21 protein-coding genes are annotated in these 20,617 nt (G+C 33.1%); 3 read left to right on the forward strand and 18 right to left on the reverse strand.

Going from position 1 to position 20,617, the window contains the following annotated elements; translation table 11 throughout:
• Window positions 1-122: 122 nt before the first annotated feature.
• From mog to pseA, 15 genes are all read right to left on the reverse strand, one after another.
• Entirely contained in the window at window positions 123-650 is a 528-nt protein-coding gene (mog, locus tag CIGNP109_RS02160) for a molybdopterin adenylyltransferase (protein ID WP_086228022.1), read from the reverse strand.
• The gene (locus CIGNP109_RS02165; RefSeq protein WP_086228023.1) at window positions 640-2,313 is read right to left on the reverse strand and encodes an AAA family ATPase; all 1,674 of its coding nucleotides are present in this window, start codon (window positions 2,311-2,313) and stop codon (window positions 640-642) included. The genes mog and CIGNP109_RS02165 overlap by 11 nt, the downstream gene beginning before the upstream one ends.
• Entirely contained in the window at window positions 2,300-3,544 is a 1,245-nt protein-coding gene (gene mtaB, locus CIGNP109_RS02170) for a tRNA (N(6)-L-threonylcarbamoyladenosine(37)-C(2))-methylthiotransferase MtaB (protein WP_086228024.1), read from the reverse strand. The genes CIGNP109_RS02165 and mtaB overlap by 14 nt, the downstream gene beginning before the upstream one ends.
• Entirely contained in the window at window positions 3,541-5,094 is a 1,554-nt protein-coding gene (locus tag CIGNP109_RS02175; RefSeq protein WP_086228025.1) for a mechanosensitive ion channel family protein, read from the reverse strand. Before CIGNP109_RS02175 ends, mtaB begins: the two co-directional genes overlap by 4 nt.
• Window positions 5,091-6,125, reverse strand: coding sequence for a 3-dehydroquinate synthase (aroB, locus tag CIGNP109_RS02180; protein WP_086228026.1), 1,035 nt, complete (start codon window positions 6,123-6,125; stop codon window positions 5,091-5,093). The genes CIGNP109_RS02175 and aroB overlap by 4 nt, the downstream gene beginning before the upstream one ends.
• A 52-nt stretch (window positions 6,126-6,177) precedes the next feature.
• Window positions 6,178-7,416 carry an RNA polymerase factor sigma-54 gene (locus tag CIGNP109_RS02185; protein WP_086228027.1) on the reverse strand — a complete coding sequence of 413 codons (1,239 nt, stop codon included), beginning with the start codon at window positions 7,414-7,416 and terminating at the stop codon, window positions 6,178-6,180.
• A complete protein-coding gene (lptB, locus tag CIGNP109_RS02190; RefSeq protein WP_086228028.1) occupies window positions 7,416-8,144 on the reverse strand; it encodes an LPS export ABC transporter ATP-binding protein in 729 nt (242 codons plus the stop codon). Before lptB ends, CIGNP109_RS02185 begins: the two co-directional genes overlap by 1 nt.
• Window positions 8,137-8,535, reverse strand: a complete 399-nt coding sequence (gene tsaE, locus CIGNP109_RS02195) for a tRNA (adenosine(37)-N6)-threonylcarbamoyltransferase complex ATPase subunit type 1 TsaE (RefSeq protein WP_086228029.1) — start codon at window positions 8,533-8,535, stop codon at window positions 8,137-8,139. Before tsaE ends, lptB begins: the two co-directional genes overlap by 8 nt.
• Entirely contained in the window at window positions 8,519-8,764 is a 246-nt protein-coding gene (locus CIGNP109_RS02200) for an RNA-binding S4 domain-containing protein (protein WP_086228113.1), read from the reverse strand. The genes tsaE and CIGNP109_RS02200 overlap by 17 nt, the downstream gene beginning before the upstream one ends.
• A gap of 103 nt (window positions 8,765-8,867) precedes the next feature.
• A complete protein-coding gene (locus CIGNP109_RS02205) occupies window positions 8,868-9,164 on the reverse strand; it encodes an HU family DNA-binding protein (protein WP_086224560.1) in 297 nt (98 codons plus the stop codon).
• Window positions 9,165-9,315: 151 nt separating this feature from the next.
• Window positions 9,316-10,332, reverse strand: coding sequence for a UDP-N-acetylglucosamine--N-acetylmuramyl-(pentapeptide) pyrophosphoryl-undecaprenol N-acetylglucosamine transferase (locus CIGNP109_RS02210; protein WP_086228030.1), 1,017 nt, complete (start codon window positions 10,330-10,332; stop codon window positions 9,316-9,318).
• Complete coding sequence (locus CIGNP109_RS02215) at window positions 10,329-11,516, reverse strand: FtsW/RodA/SpoVE family cell cycle protein (RefSeq protein WP_086228031.1); 1,188 nt, start codon at window positions 11,514-11,516, stop codon at window positions 10,329-10,331. The genes CIGNP109_RS02210 and CIGNP109_RS02215 overlap by 4 nt, the downstream gene beginning before the upstream one ends.
• Window positions 11,517-11,525: 9 nt before the next feature.
• The gene (locus CIGNP109_RS02220; RefSeq protein ID WP_086224563.1) at window positions 11,526-12,587 is read right to left on the reverse strand and encodes a tyrosine-type recombinase/integrase; all 1,062 of its coding nucleotides are present in this window, start codon (window positions 12,585-12,587) and stop codon (window positions 11,526-11,528) included.
• A gap of 17 nt (window positions 12,588-12,604) precedes the next feature.
• Window positions 12,605-13,831, reverse strand: coding sequence for an argininosuccinate synthase (locus CIGNP109_RS02225; RefSeq protein WP_086228032.1), 1,227 nt, complete (start codon window positions 13,829-13,831; stop codon window positions 12,605-12,607).
• Between the two features lie 141 nt (window positions 13,832-13,972).
• A complete protein-coding gene (gene pseA / locus CIGNP109_RS02230) occupies window positions 13,973-15,109 on the reverse strand; it encodes a pseudaminic acid biosynthesis protein PseA (protein ID WP_086228033.1) in 1,137 nt (378 codons plus the stop codon).
• A gap of 256 nt (window positions 15,110-15,365) precedes the next feature.
• Here pseA and CIGNP109_RS02235 point away from each other — a divergent pair, with 256 nt between their 5' ends.
• From CIGNP109_RS02235 to cysK, 3 genes are read left to right on the forward strand one after another with little or no spacing between them, the layout of a single operon-like run.
• Window positions 15,366-16,637 carry an O-acetylhomoserine aminocarboxypropyltransferase/cysteine synthase family protein gene (locus CIGNP109_RS02235; RefSeq protein ID WP_086228034.1) on the forward strand — a complete coding sequence of 424 codons (1,272 nt, stop codon included), beginning with the start codon at window positions 15,366-15,368 and terminating at the stop codon, window positions 16,635-16,637.
• Complete coding sequence (locus CIGNP109_RS02240; RefSeq protein WP_086226983.1) at window positions 16,634-17,047, forward strand: RrF2 family transcriptional regulator; 414 nt, start codon at window positions 16,634-16,636, stop codon at window positions 17,045-17,047. The genes CIGNP109_RS02235 and CIGNP109_RS02240 overlap by 4 nt, the downstream gene beginning before the upstream one ends.
• A gap of 9 nt (window positions 17,048-17,056) precedes the next feature.
• Window positions 17,057-17,965 carry a cysteine synthase A gene (gene cysK, locus CIGNP109_RS02245; protein ID WP_086228035.1) on the forward strand — a complete coding sequence of 303 codons (909 nt, stop codon included), beginning with the start codon at window positions 17,057-17,059 and terminating at the stop codon, window positions 17,963-17,965.
• A gap of 27 nt (window positions 17,966-17,992) precedes the next feature.
• Here the strand turns inward: cysK and CIGNP109_RS02250 are convergent, their stop codons facing one another.
• The 3 genes from CIGNP109_RS02250 to CIGNP109_RS02260 form a co-directional block, all read right to left on the reverse strand.
• Window positions 17,993-18,406, reverse strand: a complete 414-nt coding sequence (locus CIGNP109_RS02250; protein WP_086228036.1) for a hypothetical protein — start codon at window positions 18,404-18,406, stop codon at window positions 17,993-17,995.
• A gap of 46 nt (window positions 18,407-18,452) precedes the next feature.
• Window positions 18,453-18,929, reverse strand: a complete 477-nt coding sequence (locus tag CIGNP109_RS02255; RefSeq protein WP_086228037.1) for an ankyrin repeat domain-containing protein — start codon at window positions 18,927-18,929, stop codon at window positions 18,453-18,455.
• Window positions 18,930-19,012: 83 nt separating this feature from the next.
• On the reverse strand, window positions 19,013-20,446 hold the full coding sequence (locus tag CIGNP109_RS02260; RefSeq protein ID WP_086228038.1) for a catalase: 1,434 nt from the start codon (window positions 20,444-20,446) through the stop codon (window positions 19,013-19,015).
• Window positions 20,447-20,617: the final 171 nt, after the last annotated feature.

Genomic DNA, 20,617 nt, shown 5'->3' on the forward strand with positions numbered 1-20,617 from the left:
CTTAATTTTTATACATTTTTTTTAATTTTTTTCTATTAAATTTAACATAATTAATTTTATTAGAGTTTAAATTTTCTAATTCATTAAACATTAATCAATCTAATGATAATCTATATTACAACCTACTTCTTCTTTGGTCTAAATACTTTCATAATATTCTCATCGCACTCAATATAAGCCGCACCAATTAGGTCTAGACAATATGGAATTGCTGGGAAAATAGGTTCCAAACACTCTTTAATTGCTTTTGGTTGACCTGGTAGATTAATTATTAAGCTCTGGTCTTTAATGCCGGCTGTTTGGCGAGATAAAATAGCTGTAGGAACATACTTTAAACTACTACTTCGCATTAATTCACCAAATCCTGGTAGCATTTTCTCACATACAGCTTCAGTTGCTTCAGGTGTTACATCTCTAGGTGCTGGCCCTGTCCCGCCAGTAGTAAATACTATATCACAACCTTGCTCACACATTTGTTCTAGACTATTTACTATTAACTTATAATCATCAGGTATAACCCTATAAATAAACTCTAAATCGCTTATTACCCACTCTTTTAGTATATTTTGAATCGCCACACCGCTCTCATCTGCATAGACTCCAGCACTTGCTCTATCGCTTAGTGTTAATACTCCTATTTTAGCCATTATTTATCCTTTGTATTATCATTATTACATCAGCTCTACTTGCTAATTCATTCTCTAGTAAAAATTTAGCCAAGGCATCTATCTCAGATCTCATCTTATCTATTAGCTCATTTACTTCGCTGCGAATTCGTTCTAAAAGCTCTCTAGTCTCATCATCACTAGGCATAATCCTATCCCCCATTCCATACTCCATTACTAGTTCCCTAGCGATATTTTTAGCTATTTTTATATCATTTTTGGAATTAGTATATAGTTCACCAGTGATTAAATTCATCGCACAAATACCAGCTAAATGAACTTTAATAAGCCCCAAAAGATCACTTTTTGAGCTTAAAAATGTATCGCTAGCACCAAATTTATCATTTAAAAGTGAAATTTGATTAAAATTAATACCGCAAAACTCAGCCATTAGCGCCTTAGCTGATTGATAAATAGCTTGGATTTTCTTTTCGTTTTGACTTAGACTATGAAGATGTTTTTTACCATCAATTACCCTATTTTCCACTGCCTTGAAGTCATCATTATTTATAATCTCTCTACCATTTCTTAATGCATTTATGGCTGCTTCATTTACTAGTGTTGCAAGTGCTGCTCCGCTAAATCCAGTTGTACTTCTAGCTACAAAACCAATATCTACTGAGTGTCTTTTGCCTTGCAAATATATACTAAGTATATCATTTCTATCGCTAATATCAGGCATTCCTACAAATATACGCCTATCAAATCTTCCACTACGCAATAAAGCTTCGTCCATCATCTCAATCTTATTAGTTGCTGCTATTACAACTACACCGCTACTGCTTAAAAACCCATCCATTTCAGTTAAGAGCTGATTTAGTGTAGCCTCTCTCTCATCGCTTCTATTGCCGCCACGAGCTTTGCCTACTGCATCAATCTCATCAATAAAGATTATACTTGGTGCATATGTTTTAGCCATACTAAAAAGCTCTCTGACACGCTTTGCCCCCATACCAGCATAAATTTGAACAAAATTTGCTCCACTTTGGTAAAAAAATGGTACATTTGCCTCTCCGGCTACTGCTTTGGCTATTAGTGTTTTGCCGACACCTGGAGGGCCTACCATTAGCACGCCTTTTGGCATTTTAATGCCTAAATTTGAATATTTAGTTGGATTTTTTAAAAAATCTACTATCTCAATTAGCTCACTTTTTACATCTTTAATCCCTGCAACATCGTTAAATGAGATATCTGAGACTACTGGAGTTATCTGATTAGATACACCCTCAAGTAGATTGGCTGACTCACTTTTTTCTTGTGGTTTTTTTGCCGCCTTAATAAGTGGTGTAAATTTAATAACCACAAATACCGCTACAGCTAAAAGCATTAAAATCAAAATTACCCAAATCAAGCCACCATCACCACTACTCTCTACTGCGACCCTTTGTCCTAACTCGCTTAAGCTTATCATCTCTTTTGGAATTATATAACTTCTATTTAATGCTTTAATTATCACACTATCGCCATCTATTATAGCATTTTGAATAGCTCCGGCTTGCAAAAAATTATCATACTCTAATAGGGTAATTTTACTAGGCATCGAGCGAAAAATAGCAATTACAAATAGCAATACTAAAACAATACTAGCTGCGATTATGGCTGATTTTTTATTAAATTTAGGTAGTTTTATTTGGCTAAATTTGAGCATAATTAGATTCCTGCATAATTTCATAATCTGTTATATGTATCCACTCTTTTGCTATATTTTTAGAACTTTTAATTTTGATTTTATTATAATATTGATCCCAACCCTCATAGATATCTCCATTTGATTGCTTCTCTACTAACACATCTAGCGGTCTATCGGCATTGTTTTGTCTAAATTTTAGATTATTTTGTGCTACGATATTTTGAAGCGTTTTTAGCCGCTCTTTAGCAATTTGAGAATCAACATCCATAGGCATTGTGGCTGATTTGGTGCCATTTCGTGGGCTAAAGATAAAGGCATGAATATGCGTTAATGGAAATTTATTAAAATTCTCTATAGCTTCATTCCATATTTGCGGCGTTTCACCTGGATGCCCTACGATAAAATCAGTTCCTAACGCAAACCCCATTGAGCTTAGCTCACAAAATAGATCTAAATCTCTTAAGGCTCTATTTCTTCTATTCATTATAGTAAGCATCTGTTGACTGGTATGCTGAAGTGCTATATGCAGATGTCTCTCTAACCATGGCTCGTGTAAAATTTCCCTAAAACTCTCATCAATCTGACTTGGTTCAATACTTCCAAGACGAATTCGCTTAATTCCATTAATTTTACCCAAATGCGCTACTAATCTGCCAAGACTAGTTCCAACACCTTTGCCGTAGCTACCGATATTTGTACCAGTTAATACTATCTCGCTATAGCCATTACTTGCTAAAATTTTAGCCTCTTTTAATATTATATCCTCATCTATACTTCTACTAAATCCCCTAACACTTGGAATAATACAGTAGCTACAGGCAAAATCGCATCCTTCTTGAATTTTAATAAAAGCTTTGGTGTGATTTTCATAGTTACTTACTATATTTTTATCGATAAAATTTAGATCTCCTAGCTCATAAAACGGCTCACTCTTGCCTAGCATTTCATCGATTTTACTCTTATTGCTAGCACCAAGAACTCCAAAAATAGCTGAACTTTTAAATAATTCATCACCTTTGCTAACTGCTCCACAACCAGTTAAGATTACTTTTTTACCACTATTGCGCATACTATTTATATAGTTTCTTACTCCGCTATCTGCACCATTTGTTACTGTGCAAGAATTTACCACAATAATATCAGCTATACTCTCATCATTAGTTATCTCATAGTTTTTAACATAACTTTTTAAAAGCTCAGTATCATAGATATTTGTCCTACATCCAAATGTTTTAAAATATACTCTCAATCTAAATTTTCCTTATCTAATTCTAATTGTTGCTCGATTTTGCCAGTATGTCTTCCCATAAATAGTGTCTGAGTCGGATAAGCGATTTTGATATCATTTTCAGCATTTAATGCCTCTATAATCTCAGCACTAATAGTACTACGAAGAGCTAATGTACCATAAGAATTATTCATATACCAAACACTAATATTAATCCCATAAGGCTCAAAAAAACTAAATATCCTAGGTTCAACATTTGTATTTTTTATATTATACTGATCTCGTAATTTATTCATCTGCTGCTTAGCTATATCAGTATAACCTTTTGAATACTTTCTTGCTATATTTTTGATTATATGCATCGCTTTTTTGTGGTTGCTATCATAACTTAGCATTATATCAATCCCATCCCATACGGTTTTCATACCGCTATGAGTATAATTAGCTATTAACTCTGTAAATATATAGTTATTTGGTATAAATATAATCCTGCCGCTTCTGCGATTTACTTTATATGTCGTTAGTGTAATGTCTTCATAAATTGTCATTCTAAGTAAGCTAATATCTATAATATCACCTACATAATCTCCATTTTGATATCTTACACGAATTCTATCACCCACATGAAATGTCCCACCAAATATAATCACACTCCACCCAAGCAAACTCATAAACATATCTTTCATAGCAATTGCTAAACCAGCAGAGGCAAAACCAAGAATCGTAACCATATAGCTAACATTTTCTATATATGCAAAAAGTAAAATAAAAATAATAATAGTAAAGTTTATAACATTTATAAATTTATTTATAGTGTAGAATTTTTGATTATCAATTACATATTTTTTGGCTGTAAATTTAAGTAAAAATCCAATCAAAATCACAATAATAATAGTAAAAAATATAGTTAATGTCTCTTTGATCTGTGAAGTTAGGCTATCAGTAGCACGGCTAATTGTCTCATCTAATCTAGTTTGATACACTCCAAATGTAGTTGTGGCAATCTCTTTGGCGATATTAAATTCACTTAAAGTTCTATTAATCTCAACTAAATTTGCGTAATTTGCTGCTGTTTTATTTAAATCATATAACTCTTGAAGCAAATTTTGCTTCTTGCTAAGAATATCTACAGCTACTTCAAGCTGAGCTAAGCGACTATAATACTCACTTTTTTGTCCTTTTAATCTCTTAAGATACGAAAATCCTCCAATTATTGCAATTGGATTTGTGATCTTATACTCCTCTTCTACATCTGGCACAGCTAGCATACTTTGAAATGGAGATTTTTCATACTCTTTTAATAACTCAATCTGCTCTTTTAAGCTTGAAACTCTGCTATTTAATTCATCTTTATTTTGTTCAAATTTACCATTTTTTAATTGATTTTGAGCCTGTTCTAACTCCAAAAGAAGATTTTGATATGTGTTGTAATTGGCATATTTTATCAGCCAGATATTTCCTTTTAGAGTTGCGTCTAATCTATTTATATTCTCATTTAGTATCGAAATTTGACTCTCCTCAGCCATTAAAGAGAGAGCCAAAAATAGCAAAATTTTTATAATTTTACTCATTTAAATAGCCCTAAAACTTCTAATACTCGCTCTTTAGAAATATCACTTTTTATAAGATTTTTGCCAATTTCATTAGGCAGGATGAATTTAATCACGCTATTTTCACTCTTCTTATCTAGGCTAAATGCGTTATAAAATGCGTTTTCATCTTTGATTTTATACTTTGTTGGCAGATCAAATTTGATTAATAAATTCTCTATCCTATCAAATTCCTTAACACTTAAAAGCCCTAAATTTACCGCTAATCTATTTGCCATATTCATCCCTATAGCCACCGCTTCGCCGTGTAAAAGCCCCTTGTAATTTAGCTCATTTTCTATCACATGAGCAAAGGTATGTCCGTAGTTTAACACCGCTCTAAGCCCCTTTTCACGCTCATCTTGGCTAACTACCATAGCTTTTAACTCAACACATCGTTTGATAATTTTGGTTAAATCATCTTGATTATCTATATCACAACTCTCAAAAAATTCAAAAAACTCCCTATCAAACATAATAGCCATCTTAATCGCCTCAGCGATCCCAGCGGCAAATTCACGCTTAGGCAAACTCTTTAAAAATCTACTCTCACAATAGACCGCCTTAGGTTGATAAAAACTACCGATTAGATTTTTACCAAATTTATTATTTACCCCAGTTTTGCCACCCACACTAGCATCAACTTGAGCCAAAAGAGTAGTAGGGATAGTAATAAAGTCAATCCCACGCTCATAAATACTAGCCGTAAATCCACTCATATCGCTAATCACCCCACCACCAAGAGCAATTATAGTGCTAGAGCGATCCAATCTACTTACAAAAAGCTGTTCTAAAATATCTTCGATTGTAGCTAAATTTTTATACTCTTCTCCATCTGCTATGGTGATTACATACTTTTCATCAGCTTCAACTATTGATAAGATATCATTTAGGTATAATCCACCGACTTTGGAATTTGTGATGATTGCGACTTTTCCTTTGAATTTAAGCTTAGAAAGCTCATCTATATATACTTTGTAGCTATTTTTGTCTAAATTTATATCAATTTGCATATTTTATCCTTTTTTTTTGATTTTATCCAACTCACCTTTAATTACTCTTTAATTATCCTTGAATTGCGTATAATTTTTTGCGTTCGCTTGAGCTAGCTATATTTAGCATTTTGCGATATTTAGTTATTGTTCTTCTAACTAGCTTGATATTAAATTCATCTTCAATCTTAGCCAAAATCGCCTCATCACTAAGTGGCTTAGCCCTATTTTCATTTTTAATTAAATTTAATAAAAATTCCTTAATAGCAGTATTTGAAACCTCTTGAGACGCTGCAGCTGCAAAGAAGTTTTTAAGCGGGACGATTCCACGCTTTGAGCTTAGATATTTATTTTGGATAGCACGGCTAATTGTAGATGGATTTCTACCTAAATCCTCAGCAATATCTTTTAATTTCATCGGCTTTATATCGCCACCAAAAAAGTAGTCGTATTGATACTCTATTATCATTAAACCAATTTTATGAAGTGTGGATTTACGCATCTCTAAAGCATCAATTAGATCTTTTGCCTCTTTTATTTTACTTGAGACGAATTCACTTTTTTCATCTATACCTTCAATATCTATATGAATATTTGGATAAAATTCATCATTTATAGCTACTTCAATCCCGCCATCACTATCATAGACAAATATATCAGGTATTACCAACATCTCATCATCCATATACTCAATTGCCGGAGGATTTTTAAATTTCTTTAGTAAGCTCATAGCAGCTTCATAATTTTTACGCTTTGTAAATTTGCTTATATTTTCAAAATTTTGAATAATTTCAACACAAAGCTCATAAATCTCATCATCATCGCAAAGCTCATCAAGTTGAAATATAAAACTCTCTTTATAATCCACAGCTCCGACACCCACAGGCTCTAAATAGGCAAATCTAGCACGAACTCGCTCAACTTCATCTTTACTAAATCCTATAAAAATTCCATCATCCCACTCAAAATAACCATCACTATTAATACACTCTATAATCAAATTTGCAATCTCTTTGGATTTTTTAGATGGAAATAATCTATCATCAATTTGCCTATATAATTTCTCATAAAGACTCTCTTTATAAACTATACTTGATTCTATAGTATCGCTAATACTTGTTTTATAGATATCGCTGTAGAAATTTAACGATCTACTTTTTGGATTTGGCTCAAGCTGTACAAATGGATTTTTCTCAATAAATGGCTCTAAAGTCTCCTTTAACTCATCACTAGCAACCTGTAAAATTGGCAACCAGCTACGTAGAGTCTGATTTAATTTAGCTTTAGTAGTGAGCTTTTGAGAGAGTTTCATTAGTCTAACAATCTAAACTCTTCACCCAGATAATGGGTTCTAACAAGCTGATTATTTGCCACCTCGTTTGCGCTTCCACTAGCTAGTAGCGTTCCACTTTTTATTACATAAGCCCTATCGCAGATTGCTAAAGTTTCACGCACATTATGATCAGTGATTAAGATTCCAATATTTAGCTTTTTTAAATCATTTATAATATTTTGAATATCAGCTACTGCAATTGGGTCAACCCCAGCAAAAGGTTCATCAAGTAGTAAAAATTTAGGCATAATCATCAAACTTCTAGCAATTTCACATCTTCGCCTCTCACCGCCGCTTAGACTAAGCCCTTTTCTAGAACGAATCGGCTCTATATTTAGCAAATTTAGCATCTCTTCAACCTTTGCATCGATGCTTTTGCTATCTTTATATACTATTTGTGCTGCTAAAGTTAGATTTTCTTCAACTGTTAAATCCTTAAAAATACTACTTTCTTGAGGCAGATAGCCAATACCTTGCATAGCTCTTTTATGTAATGGATTAGACGTTATATCTTTACCATCTAGCATAATCTGTCCACTACTAGGCAAGATTAATCCGCAAATCATATAAAATGTCGTAGTTTTACCAGCACCATTTGGCCCTAAAAGTCCTACGACTTCACCGCTTTTAATCTCTAACGAAACGCCGTTTATAATATTTGTTTTTTTAATATTTTTCTTTAAATTTAAGACTTCTAATCTATGCATATCTTACCTCATAAACTCTCTCATTGCCACTAACTATAATATCTACAATACATATATCTAACCCATTATTGTTAGCAAATTTAAGCAGCTCATCATCGGCCCATTCAACAATATGTAAACCATCTTCATATAAATTCTCATACAGACCATTTCTTTTAATAGCCTCAAATCCGCCCTGATAAATATCATAATGGTAAATTTGACCATAATCTTGCATTATACTAAAAGTTGGAGAGGTTACAATAGCTGGATTATTCTTATTTATGATAGCTTTACTAAGTGTTGTTTTGCCACTGGCTAGATTACCTCTAAGGGCAATAATTCCACTATTTGGCAACTCATTTATAAGAGTATCTAGCTCATTTAAGCCTAACTTAAATCTCTTTAACATATCTATTTTGATCGCTTTTTGGAATTGATTTAGTTGCTGGAATAGCTAAAACCTCGTAGCTCACCTCTTTAGCAATAAATTTAATCGTAATCTTATCGCCAATTTTAACATCTTTGCTAGGTTTTGCTACAATACCATTGATACTCACAACGCCACTTTTACACATATCTTCGCTAATGGCTCTACGCTTAGTAATATTAACTGTATTTAAAAATTTATCTACTCTCATAGACATATTTTAGCTAAATTTGGCTGAATTTTGATTTTAATTTATAAATTTTACGATGGAATATAACATAAATAAAGCCCTCTTCAAGTGAAGAGGGAAAAGATTATTTTTTCTTACAAGTTTTGCAGCTAGCAACTGCATCTTTTAAATTTTTACCAACTTTAAATTTAACAACTTTTTTAGCTGGAACTTTAACTTCTTTACCAGTACTTGGAACTTTAGCTGTTCTAGCAGCTCTTTCTGATATACTAAAAGTACCAAAACCAACAAAAGTTACGCTATCGCCTTTTGTTAGCACTTCGCTGATTGTCTCAAGCACACCATCAAGTGCAGCTTCTGCATCTTTTTTAGTTAAGCTGGCTTTAGCAGCTACTAGGCCTACAAATTCTGCTTTTGTCATTGTTAATCCTTATGTGGAAATTTACATTCTAATTCTACACTATTTTACCGCTAAATTCAAGGGTTTAGTCCATTTTTACATAAAAATTAAGCCATTTTACACAATTTTTTGATATAAATTTAAAACTTCTAAGTAAATAGCCATAAAATCACTATTTTTTACAATTTTTCAAAATCTCATTAATTATAATTTTTGAGCCATTTTTATCTATTAAATTTAATAGTTTTTGAGAAATTTCTTTTAAATTTGCACTGTAAATCATCTCTTTTACACTATCTAAATTTAATTCATCTTGACTTACAATCATTCCAGCGCCTTGATCGCACAAAAATTTTGCATTATAAAATTGATGATTATTAGCCGCATAAGGAAATGGAATAAAAATCGTAGGTAACCCAGCCGCACAAAGCTCCCAAATCGTACTAGCCCCAGCCCTACTAATACAAAAATCAGCTCTATTCATATAATGTTCAATATCTTTACTAAAAGCAAAAACTTCAGCTTTTATATTTAGTTCTTGATATTTACGTATCATTGCATCATACTCTTTTTGGCCACATTGATGAATAATTTTTATACCATTTTGGGCTAAATTTGGAGCTAAATTTAATGCTAAAGTATTAATAAAATTAGCTCCTTGTGAACCACCTAAAAATAAAATTACTTTAAAATCTTGCCTAATTCTAGCAATTTTAAAAAATCTATCATCCACTGGATAATCAAATTTTGGCTTAAAATATGAGCTAAAAAATCCTTTAGCAAACGGTTTTAACAATAAATTTAATCTACCAATTATTGCATTTTGCTCGTGAATATATAGCCTTTTATTATATATAATCGCTCCAATAGCCGCAGGTGCTGCACTATATCCGCCTACACTAATTATCATTTTAATGCCATGAGTATCAAAAATATGCTTACATTTAAATGCTAAATTTAAAATATTAACTAAAGATAATACCTTGCCAAATCCACGTTTATTTACTACACCGCTACTATCTAAAAAATAGCAAGCTTTAAATATATCTGAATCTTCAAACCACATTCTATCTTGCCCACTACTTGAACCAATAAAAATAGCTTTAAGGCCACGTAAATTTAGCTCACGTCCAAGCGCTCTAGCAATAGCCAAATGCCCGCCAGTTCCACCGCCAGTTATAGCAATCATGATAAATCTGCCTTTTTACTAATCATAAGTACCATTCCAATTCCTACACAAAGTGCTAAAATAGAGCTACCACCATAACTTAAAAACGGAACAGCAATCCCTTTAATTGGCGTAATTGATGTAATGCCATATGAATTAATCAAAAATGCCATAGTAATAATCGTACCAACACCTAGCCCAAATAGATGATATACTCTATTTTTGTTTCTTGAAGAGATCTTAAGTATTCTAAAAATTACATAAATCATCATCAAAGTAATACAAAAAATACCAATAAATCCAATTTCTTCAGCAATTCCAGCAAGCACAAAATCTGTGTGAACTTCACTTAAAAATCCAAGCTTAAATGTACCATTTCCTAATCCAACGCCAAAAAACCCGCCATGATAAATTGCATTTAGAGAGTGGCCTATTTGATATGGCTCTTCTGCTCCGCTAACTCTTAAAATATCAGCCATACTAGCAGGTAAAAATGACAATACAAAATCTTGATTTGTTACCCACCAAGACTGAAATCTCCTAATCCTATGCTCTTGGGTTATAATAGCAAAAAACACCAAAATCACCCCAGCCAAACCAAACAAACCAAAAAATCTCTTACTAGTCCCAGCAAATGTCGCCAAAACTATCAAAGTTAGTGCCAAAACCACCACTTGACCTAGATCTTTTTGTAAAATTGCGATTAAAAAAACAGCAATAGCAAATAAAATAAAATATGGAAAAAGTAAGACAAACTCATCTTTTAAACGCTTTTTATTGTGATCTAGTTTGCGTGTAAAACTCCATGCTAAAAAAAACACAAAACCGATTTTAAAAAATTCAACCGGAGAGAGAGAAATTGGACCAAGCCGTATCCAACGCTTTGCCCCACCAGTAACTGGTACAAGCGATGCGGGTAAAAATTGCATCACAATCATTGCTAAAAATGAACCAAAAAATAGCGTAAAACCAATTACTTCAAATGTTGTAAGCGAACCAATACAACGCTTATCTGGGTCTATTTGTGAGAGCTTCCACATAATAAAAATCCCCACAAATCCAACCGCAAACTGCCTAAGGAAAAAGTGATAACTAGAATAATCATAATAAAGCACAGTAAAAGCTGGCAATGAGAGCGAAAATACCATTCCAATAGCAATCAGCACAATACAAGCATAAAATAGCCTAGAATCTACCTCATACATTTAGCTCTCCTAATCATTTAACTCTTCAGCCACTTTGGCGGCTAATTTGAGTTTATCACTATCAAAATGTGTGTAAATTCTAGATGTATCTAGACTAGCGTGACCTAGCGCTTCTTGAACTAAGACTAGATCTTTTTGCTTTTTATATAGCATTGTAGCAAATGTGTGCCTAAGCATGTGAGCGCCATTTTTGCCCTTTCTAATACCAGCTTGAAACAAAATTTGCTCCACTATCCTACTCACATAAGCTTGGGTTAATTTCCCACCATTGCGATTGACAAATATATATCCATCTTGATTTATATAGTTGATAGCTATAGAGTCTAAAAGTGTATCTATGAGATGTTTTTTGACCATCACAACCCTATATTTATTACCCTTGCCTCGTATCCTAATGATATACAAATCACCCTCTTGGCTAATATCTTTTCGTTTTAAATTTATAGCTTCGCTCACACGAATTCCAGTAAAAATAATAATCTTTATAATTAATCTATTTCTATGCGTATTGCTCTTAAATTCAGCCGTATCAATAGCTGCTATAAATCTCTTTACTTCATCCTCACCCATAAATTCAGGTAGCTTAGCGCCACGCCTTCCGCTAATTCCACCCCAATTTTTAAGCTCAATATCAAATATATGAGATTTACCATTTTCTTCATTTTGCTTGCTTAAATAGCCAAAGAAATTTATAGCTGCTATTCTATAGTTTTTCTTGCTTGCATCGCTTAATGAGCCAGTGCAACTAGCTAACACCTCACTGATTAAATCCTCATCAATCTGTGTAATACTTTCTAATTCATAATAACATAGCGTTTCGTAAATTTTTTTCAGTGGGTTAAAATATGTATTTATCCCTGTTAATCCTGCATTTCTAGCAGCCTTTGCTAAAATATCAAGCTCATCAATATTATCTATATTCTTTGATAGAGCTAAATTGATACTAGCTAGGGCTTTAGGATCTTTTAATTCTTTATTTGATAAAGAATTTAACTTATACTTTACAAACCTACCAAGCCAAAATAGCATAGAGCTTTTGAAATTATCTTTACAATCTAACTTATACTTCATAGCTTGGTTAAATTCTATTAATCAATTTTTCTACCATTTTTACCAGCGATGATAAAACGAAGAGCATTTAGTTTGATAAATCCATTTGCATCTTTTTGGTCATATACGCTATCTTCTTCAAAGGTACAATAAGCTTCGTTAAATAGATTATCACTCTTGCTATCTCTGCCGATTATTATAACATTGCCTTTATATAATTCTACTCTTACTACGCCATTTACATGCTTTTGGCTCTCATCGATAGCGGCTTGTAGCATCTTTCTTTCTGGAGAAAACCAATATCCATTGTAGATTAATTTAGCATATCTTGGCATTAATTCATCTTTTAAATGAGCTGCTTCTCTATCTAAGGTTATACTCTCAATTGCCCTATGAGCTTTTAGCATTATAGTCCCACCTGGGGTTTCATAGCAACCACGGCTTTTCATACCTACATAGCGATTTTCGACTATATCAAGTCTGCCAATACCATGCTTAGCACCAAGTCTATTTAGCTCTTGAAGCATTTGGCTAGGATTTAACTCTTTGCCATTTAGCGCTACTGGATCGCCATTTTTGTATGTGATTTCAATGATTTCGCTCTCATTTGGAGCATCTTTTGGGCTTGTAGTCCAACGCCACATATCATCTTCAGGTGCGTTATTTGGATCCTCTAAAATCAACCCTTCATAAGATATATGAAGCAAATTCGCATCCATTGAGTATGGAGATTTACCCTTTTTCTTGCTAATATCTATTCCATGTTTTGCAGCGTAAGCCAAGAGCTTTTCACGACTATCTAGATCCCACTCTCTCCAAGGGGCAATAACTTTGATATTTGGATTTAAAGCATAAGCTCCAATCTCAAATCTAACTTGATCATTTCCCTTACCCGTAGCACCATGGCTTATACAATCAGCCCCGGTTTGTGCTGCTATCTCTACAAGTCTTTTAGCTATTAATGGTCTAGCAATTGATGTGCCTAAAAGATACTCACCTTCATATATAGCATTTGCCCTAAACATAGGAAATACAAAGTCACGCACAAATTCTTCTTTAAGATCTTCAATAAATATATTTTCAGGTTTTATACCAAGGCTAATCGCTTTTGCTCTTGCTGGCTCTACCTCTTCGCCTTGACCGATATCAGCTGTAAATGTAACAACTTCGCATTTATACTCATCTTGTAGCCACTTTAAAATTATACTAGTATCAAGTCCGCCACTATAGGCCAAAACTACCTTTTTGACATCTTTTGCTTTCATCTTTGCTCCCTTAAATAAAATGGGGTATTGTAGCCAAAATATGCTTAAAATTTGATATTTTATATGATTTGGTTATTTTGAATTTAAGTTATTATGAAGCTTGGTTAAATTTGGAGCTAGAGTTGCTCCAAATTTATAAAATTATTTGAGTATTGTATTCTCTTTGCGGATTAATGAGCCATCTATATCACGCAAAAATTTGCCATTTTCATCACATTTAAATATATCTTTATTGGTAAATGAATCTACAATTTCCCAAAACTCATCATCACTAAATCCGCTATACTCAAGATATTTTTTAATAGCCTTTTTAGGCGGTTTGCCATCATATTTATTTACTAATCTTACGCCCTCTTCTCTATCTATATAACCCAATCTAATATCGATACACGCATTATCAGTAGCCCTACCAAAGCCATATTTGCAATATTTTAAATAGTCATGTAGATGATTAGAATAGCAATCCAAATTCTCAAAATTTTCATATGTAGTCTCTACTGGGCGATCAGAACAGCTAAAGCCATGCTCTTTGGCAATTCTTAAATTCTCTTTATAATTCCATTTTACATAATATCCTAAGAATACACCAGTTACATTTACCCTTTTTAACTCTTCATTACTTGGGTAAGTGTAAAAATATAGATCTTTTTGCGTAAGGCCATCTACACCTATCATATCTTCTATACTACTTCCTAAAAGCCCGCCAAATCTATCTAGCCAAGCCTTATCTAAGATATTATTATCCTTTGATGAAGCTGGGCCACCATACTCTAATTGCGGACTTTCGCCCCAAATTATTAATGGAATTCCGAAATTTACAGCAATGCGTGGCACACAAGAGAATATCCCAAGATGGTTTTGCCACTCATTATCTCCAGTTTTTTTAAAAGCTGCTTTGGCAAGTTTTTTATAGACATTTGGATCTCTTTTTATATGGATGATATCTACACCTATGCTATTTAAATTCTTTAAATTTTTGCGACCTACTTTTGTTGGAATAGTCGGCTCAAAGCATACACAAAGTGGTTTAAGACCCAAATTTAACATTGTTAAAACTTGAAAAGTAGAATCCTTGCCACCACTTACTCCAATCACACAATCATAAATTGGGTGCTTTTTATACTTTTTAACAATCTCTAATAATTCAGCCCTTCTACTTTGCCAATCAATATCACTATTTTTTGCCTCTTGAGATCTACAAGCATCGCAAATTCCATCTTCATCGAAATTTAAATTTGGCTTGGTATCTGGCATGACACATCTTTTACAGAATTTCATTAAAACTCCTAAATTTAAAATTTTTGCCAAATTATACCTTGAATTGAAAAAAAAAAAAAATAAAAAATTAAAATTTATAATCATATATATAGATATATTTAAAAATAAATATAAATATAGTATATAATTTTAATATCCATTTTACCGATAAAAATTAAATAAATTTAATAAAATATAGATATATTATTGATTTACTTGACATTATTAAATTTTTTTGCTACAATTTGCTTATTAATTTGAGTAAAAAGGAGATAAAATGCAAAAAGAAACTTTAGCAACACATTATGGTTATGATACAAAGGTTGGCACAGGTGCTATGTCAGTGCCTATTTATCAAAGCACAGCTTATGATTTTGGTACAGCTGAGACTGCGGCAAATAGATTTGCTCTAAAAGAGCTTGGGCCTATATATTCTCGTCTTACAAACCCAACTCTTGATATATTTGAAGCTCGCATTGCAGCCCTTGAAGATGGGAAAGCAGCTATTAGCACTTCAAGTGGTCAAGCGGCGATATTCTTTGCAATTGCGAATTTAGCTGAAGCTGGCGACAATATAATAGTAGCTAAGAAAATTTATGGTGGTGCCACTACACTTCTAACTCACACTATTAAAAGATTTGGTATAAAAGCTAAAATTTTTGATTCTGATAGTGCTGATGATTTAGAAGCCTTGATAGATGATAAAACAAAAGCTATATTCTTTGAAACTCTATCAAATCCGCAAATAGCTATCGCAAATGTAGAAAAAATCGTTGAAATAGCCAACAAATATGGCGTAGTGACAGTAGCTGATAACACAGTTGCAACTCCAATTTTATTTAACCCAATCAAAAAAGGTGTAGATGTCGTAGTTCATAGTGCTAGCAAATATATCAGCGGACAAGGCATTAGCGTAGCTGGTGCCATCGTAGCTGGCGAACAACTAAACCAAAAATTAGTCGGCAACAAAAGATATGACCACTTCAATCTAGCCGATGAGAGCTATCACGGCCTAGTATATGCTGATTTGGTTGAGGCTTTTGATATATATACTTTGAGAATTCGCCTAAGTCTATTAAGAGATATTGGCGCTACACTTTCAGCATTTAACGCTTGGCAATTAATACAAGGCTTAGAAACTCTAAGTATCAGAGTCAAAGAACACTCTAAAAACGCGCTAAAAGTAGCTGAGTTCTTAGAATCTCATCCAAAGGTAAAATCTGTAAATTACCCAGGCTTAAAAAGCTCAAATTTAAATGCATATGTCAAAGCTAATTTCACAGATGGCCTAGCTAGTGGGCTTTTGAGCTTTGAAGTAGCTGATTATGAAACAGCTAAAAAAGTGCTAGATAGCGTCAAAATCTTTAGCGTAGTAGTAAATATCGGTGATAGTAAATCTATCATAACTCACCCAGCTAGCACAACTCATCAGCAAATTCCAGTTGATGAATTAGCAGCCACTGGCATTAGTCCAGGCTTAATACGATTAAGCATAGGTCTAGAAAACGCTGATGATTTAATAAGCGATCTTCAAGAAGCATTAAAATGAGCCTGCTTACAACCAAAGGTGTGTATGGCTTGATGGCTATTCTTGAGATATCAAAAGGAGATAGAAGCAATCCTATCTCCTTAAAAGATATCTCATTAGCTATAAATGTTTCAAAAAACTATTTAGAACAACTTCTAAATAGTCTTCGCAAAGATGGAATAGTAGGTAGTATTAAAGGAATTAGGGGTGGGTATTATCTTAGCAAACCTATAGATGAGATCACCCTTTATGATCTATTTAACAGCTTAGAAAATGAATTTAATCTAATAAATATAGAGTTAGAAAATAATCTATATAATCTATTTTTCAAAGAGTATAATGATAAGTTAAAAGAGCTTTTTATGCAGCCTTTAAGCAGTATTAAAATAGATCAAGCTCAAGCTGGTAAATATCTGAACTATATAATTTAAGGAATAAAGATGAAAATTGCAAATAGCGTAAGCGAATTAATCGGCAACACTCCGCTTATCAAAATAAATAAATTCGGCGTTGAGGCTAATATTTTAGCTAAATGCGAATTTCTAAATCCTAGCCACTCGGTTAAAGATAGAATCGCTTTAAATATGATTGAGAGCGCAATCGCAACTAATAAAATTGATAAAAGCACTACAATCATAGAACCAACAAGTGGCAACACAGGTGTAGGCCTAGCTATGATAGCAGCTGAGCGTGGGCTTAAAATTATTTTAACAATGCCAAGCTCAATGAGTATTGAGCGCCAAAAATTACTTAAAGCATTTGGTGCTGAGCTAGTATTAACAGATCCAAAATATGGTATGCAAGGCGCTGTAGATGAAGCATTAAGGTTATCAAAAGAGATACCAAATAGCTTTATCCCAAGTCAATTTGATAACCCTGCAAACCCAGAAATGCATAAAAAGACAACCGCACTTGAAATTTGGAATGATACAGATGGTAAAGTCGATATATTAGTCGCTGGATTTGGTACTGGCGGGACGGTAAGCGGTGTTGGTGAGATACTAAAATCTAAAAATCCAAATATCAAAGTAATCGCAGTTGAACCAGCTAAATCACCACTTCTAAGCAAAGGCGAAGCCGGCCCACATATGATCCAAGGTATAGGTGCTAACTTCATACCAAAAAATTTAAATAGAGATGTTATAGATGAGTTTTTAACTGTCTCAAATGAAGATGCTATCGCAACTGCTAAAGCATTAGCTCAAAAAGAAGGATTATTAGTCGGGATATCAAGTGGAGCAAATATATACGCCGCTAGCCAAGTAGCAAAGGCAAATCCAGGCAAAACAATCGTAACAATCTTATGCGATACTGGCGAGAGATATCTATCAACTGTGCTTTATGATTAAAATTTTTTGGAGTGATTTCACTCCAAATCATATAACTGCAAATAACTTTTTAAGACTGCTATTTTCTAATTTTTCACTATCGTAGGCTGAATTTAATTTTTGTAAATCTTTTTTATACCTATCTAGTGTCTCTTCGATACTAGCAAGCGCTGCTGCTTTATCAGATGGATTCATATTTGAAACATCTAATGCCTTTAAAAGCTCGGCTCTTTTGATCTCTAATTGCTTTTCAATTTTCTCATTATTCATAATATTTACAGTATTCATTATACCGTATTTATTTATATTATCTCTAAAAGTATCAACGCTATCTACACTACTACTTTTGCTATCACTCTGTAGCATTTGAGATAATATATCTTTAAATTCAGCATCGCTTTTATAATGCTTTGAAGTGCCATATACTTCATTTTGATATTTTGATATATTATTTATTTGCATATTTTATCCTTAATAATTATTAGATAAAATAAGCAATTTTTATTCCTTAAGCAGCACTATTTTTACTAAATATTCCAAGTATTTTAGCACTTATTATTTTAAATATACCTCTTTTTTTACTCTTACTTAATAGATACTTAGCAATTTCTGCTCTATTAAACATAATAGCAAAACTATATGGAGTAAGCCCCATTCCATTATTTGCATCGATATTAGCTCCTGCTTCTACAAGTAGCTTAACTATTTCAAGATTCCCTTTAAAGCATACTCCAGCTAGCGGGGTTTGACCTCGATCGTTTCTCTCATCAACATTTGCACCACGCTCTAAAAGCATCTTAGTTGTCTCATATGAGCCATTATAACTAGCTAGCATTAACAAACTATCGCCTTTATGATTTTTAAGATTTACATTTAATCCTGCATTTAGCATTAACTCTAGCTGAGCAAATTCATTATTTCTAGCAAAATTAAATGCATATCCGCACAGCTCTTCATAGCGTTTTTCTTCTTCTGGAGTTATCATTTTCTATCCTTATTGTAAATTTAAATTCCATTTTTATGATACTTAAATTTACAATATCTCCCCCAAATGTGGGGGAGGGTTTATTATTTAGCCAAAGCCGCTTTAACACCTTTTGCGTATTCTGGATCTATCTGTTCAAAGTGATTAATCGCTCTTTGGATTATCTCATCTTTGACCCCTTCCATACTCTCAGCGATATTAGAGTATAATCTATCTTTTTCATCAGCCGGAAGTATCTTATATAAAGCTCTTGCATCTGTGTAGTAATCAGCATAATGCTCTCTATGGCTAAATCTTTGCGCTATATCACCAATAGCCAAATCTGGCTCAGCAAATTTAGCACTCTCTACTGGCCCACCAAAGCTATTTGGCTCATAATATGCTGATTTTTCTTGTGCATAGCTACCATTATTCATAGCTCCACCTACATAGTAGTTATTGACTTCAACTATTGGCTTATTAACTTCAAGTTGTTGATAATGCACACCAACTCTATATCTTTGAGCATCTGGATAGCTAAAAATTCTAGCTTGTAGCATTCTATCTGGGCTATATCCGATACCTGGGACTATATTGCTTGGGCTAAATGCTGCTTGTTCTACTTCGTTAAAGTAGTTTTCAGGATTTTTATTTAAGGTCATCACACCAACTGGTATTAGCGGATAATCGGCGTGTGGCCAAATTTTGGTTAGGTCAAATGGGTTGAATTTAGCATTATTTGCTTGTTCTTCACTCATAATTTGAATTTTAAAATCCCACTGAGGGAACTCACCTCTATCAATTGCCTCATATAGATCTCTTTGATGGCTCTCACGGCATTTACCGATAAGCTCAGCAGCTTCTTTGTTTGTTAGATTTTTGATACCTTGGCGAGTTTTGAAGTGAAATTTAACCCAAAATCTCTCACCATTTTGATTTATTAAGCTATATGTATGACTGCCAAAACCATGCATATGACGATAACTTGCTGGAATTCCTCTATCGCTCATTAAGATCATAACTTGGTGCATTGTCTCAGGGTTTAGCGTCCAAAAATCCCACGCAGCATTTGCTGATCTTAAGTGTGTTCTTGGGTCTCTTTTTTGCGAGTGGATAAAATCTGGGAATTTCATACCATCTTTGATAAAAAATGTCGGTGTATTATTACCTACTAAGTCCCAATTGCCCTCTTTAGTATAAAATTTAATTGCAAATCCTCTAACATCTCTTTCTGCATCTGCTGCACCAGCCTCACCAGCAACTGTGCTAAAGCGTAAAAATAATTTAGTTTTTTCACCTTTTTGAAGTACATTTGCTTTAGTATATCTACTAATATCTTCAGTAATCTCTAAAACACCATATGCACCACTACCCTTAGCATGAACTGTTCTTTCTGGGATTCTCTCTCTATTTTGAAATGCAAGTTTTTCAATCAATTGATAATCTTGAAGTAATACTGGGCCCTTAGCACCTGCTGTGATACTAAACTGATTTGAGCTAATTGGATTTCCACTAGCTGTATTTAATTGTTTTGCCATATGATTTTCCTTTTTAATAAATTTAATATGTAGTAAAATTATATGGCTTTTTTTAAAATATTTTGTAAATAATAAAAATTATTATTTACAAAATATAAAACTATTTTTTCTGGGGATATTTTATAAATATTGGTTTTAGTGCAATCTTAGTATGATTAAAATTGATATTAA

The sequence above is a fragment of the Campylobacter sp. P0109 genome, from assembly GCF_002138755.1.
GTDB classification, from domain to species: Bacteria; Campylobacterota; Campylobacteria; order Campylobacterales; family Campylobacteraceae; genus Campylobacter; species Campylobacter devanensis.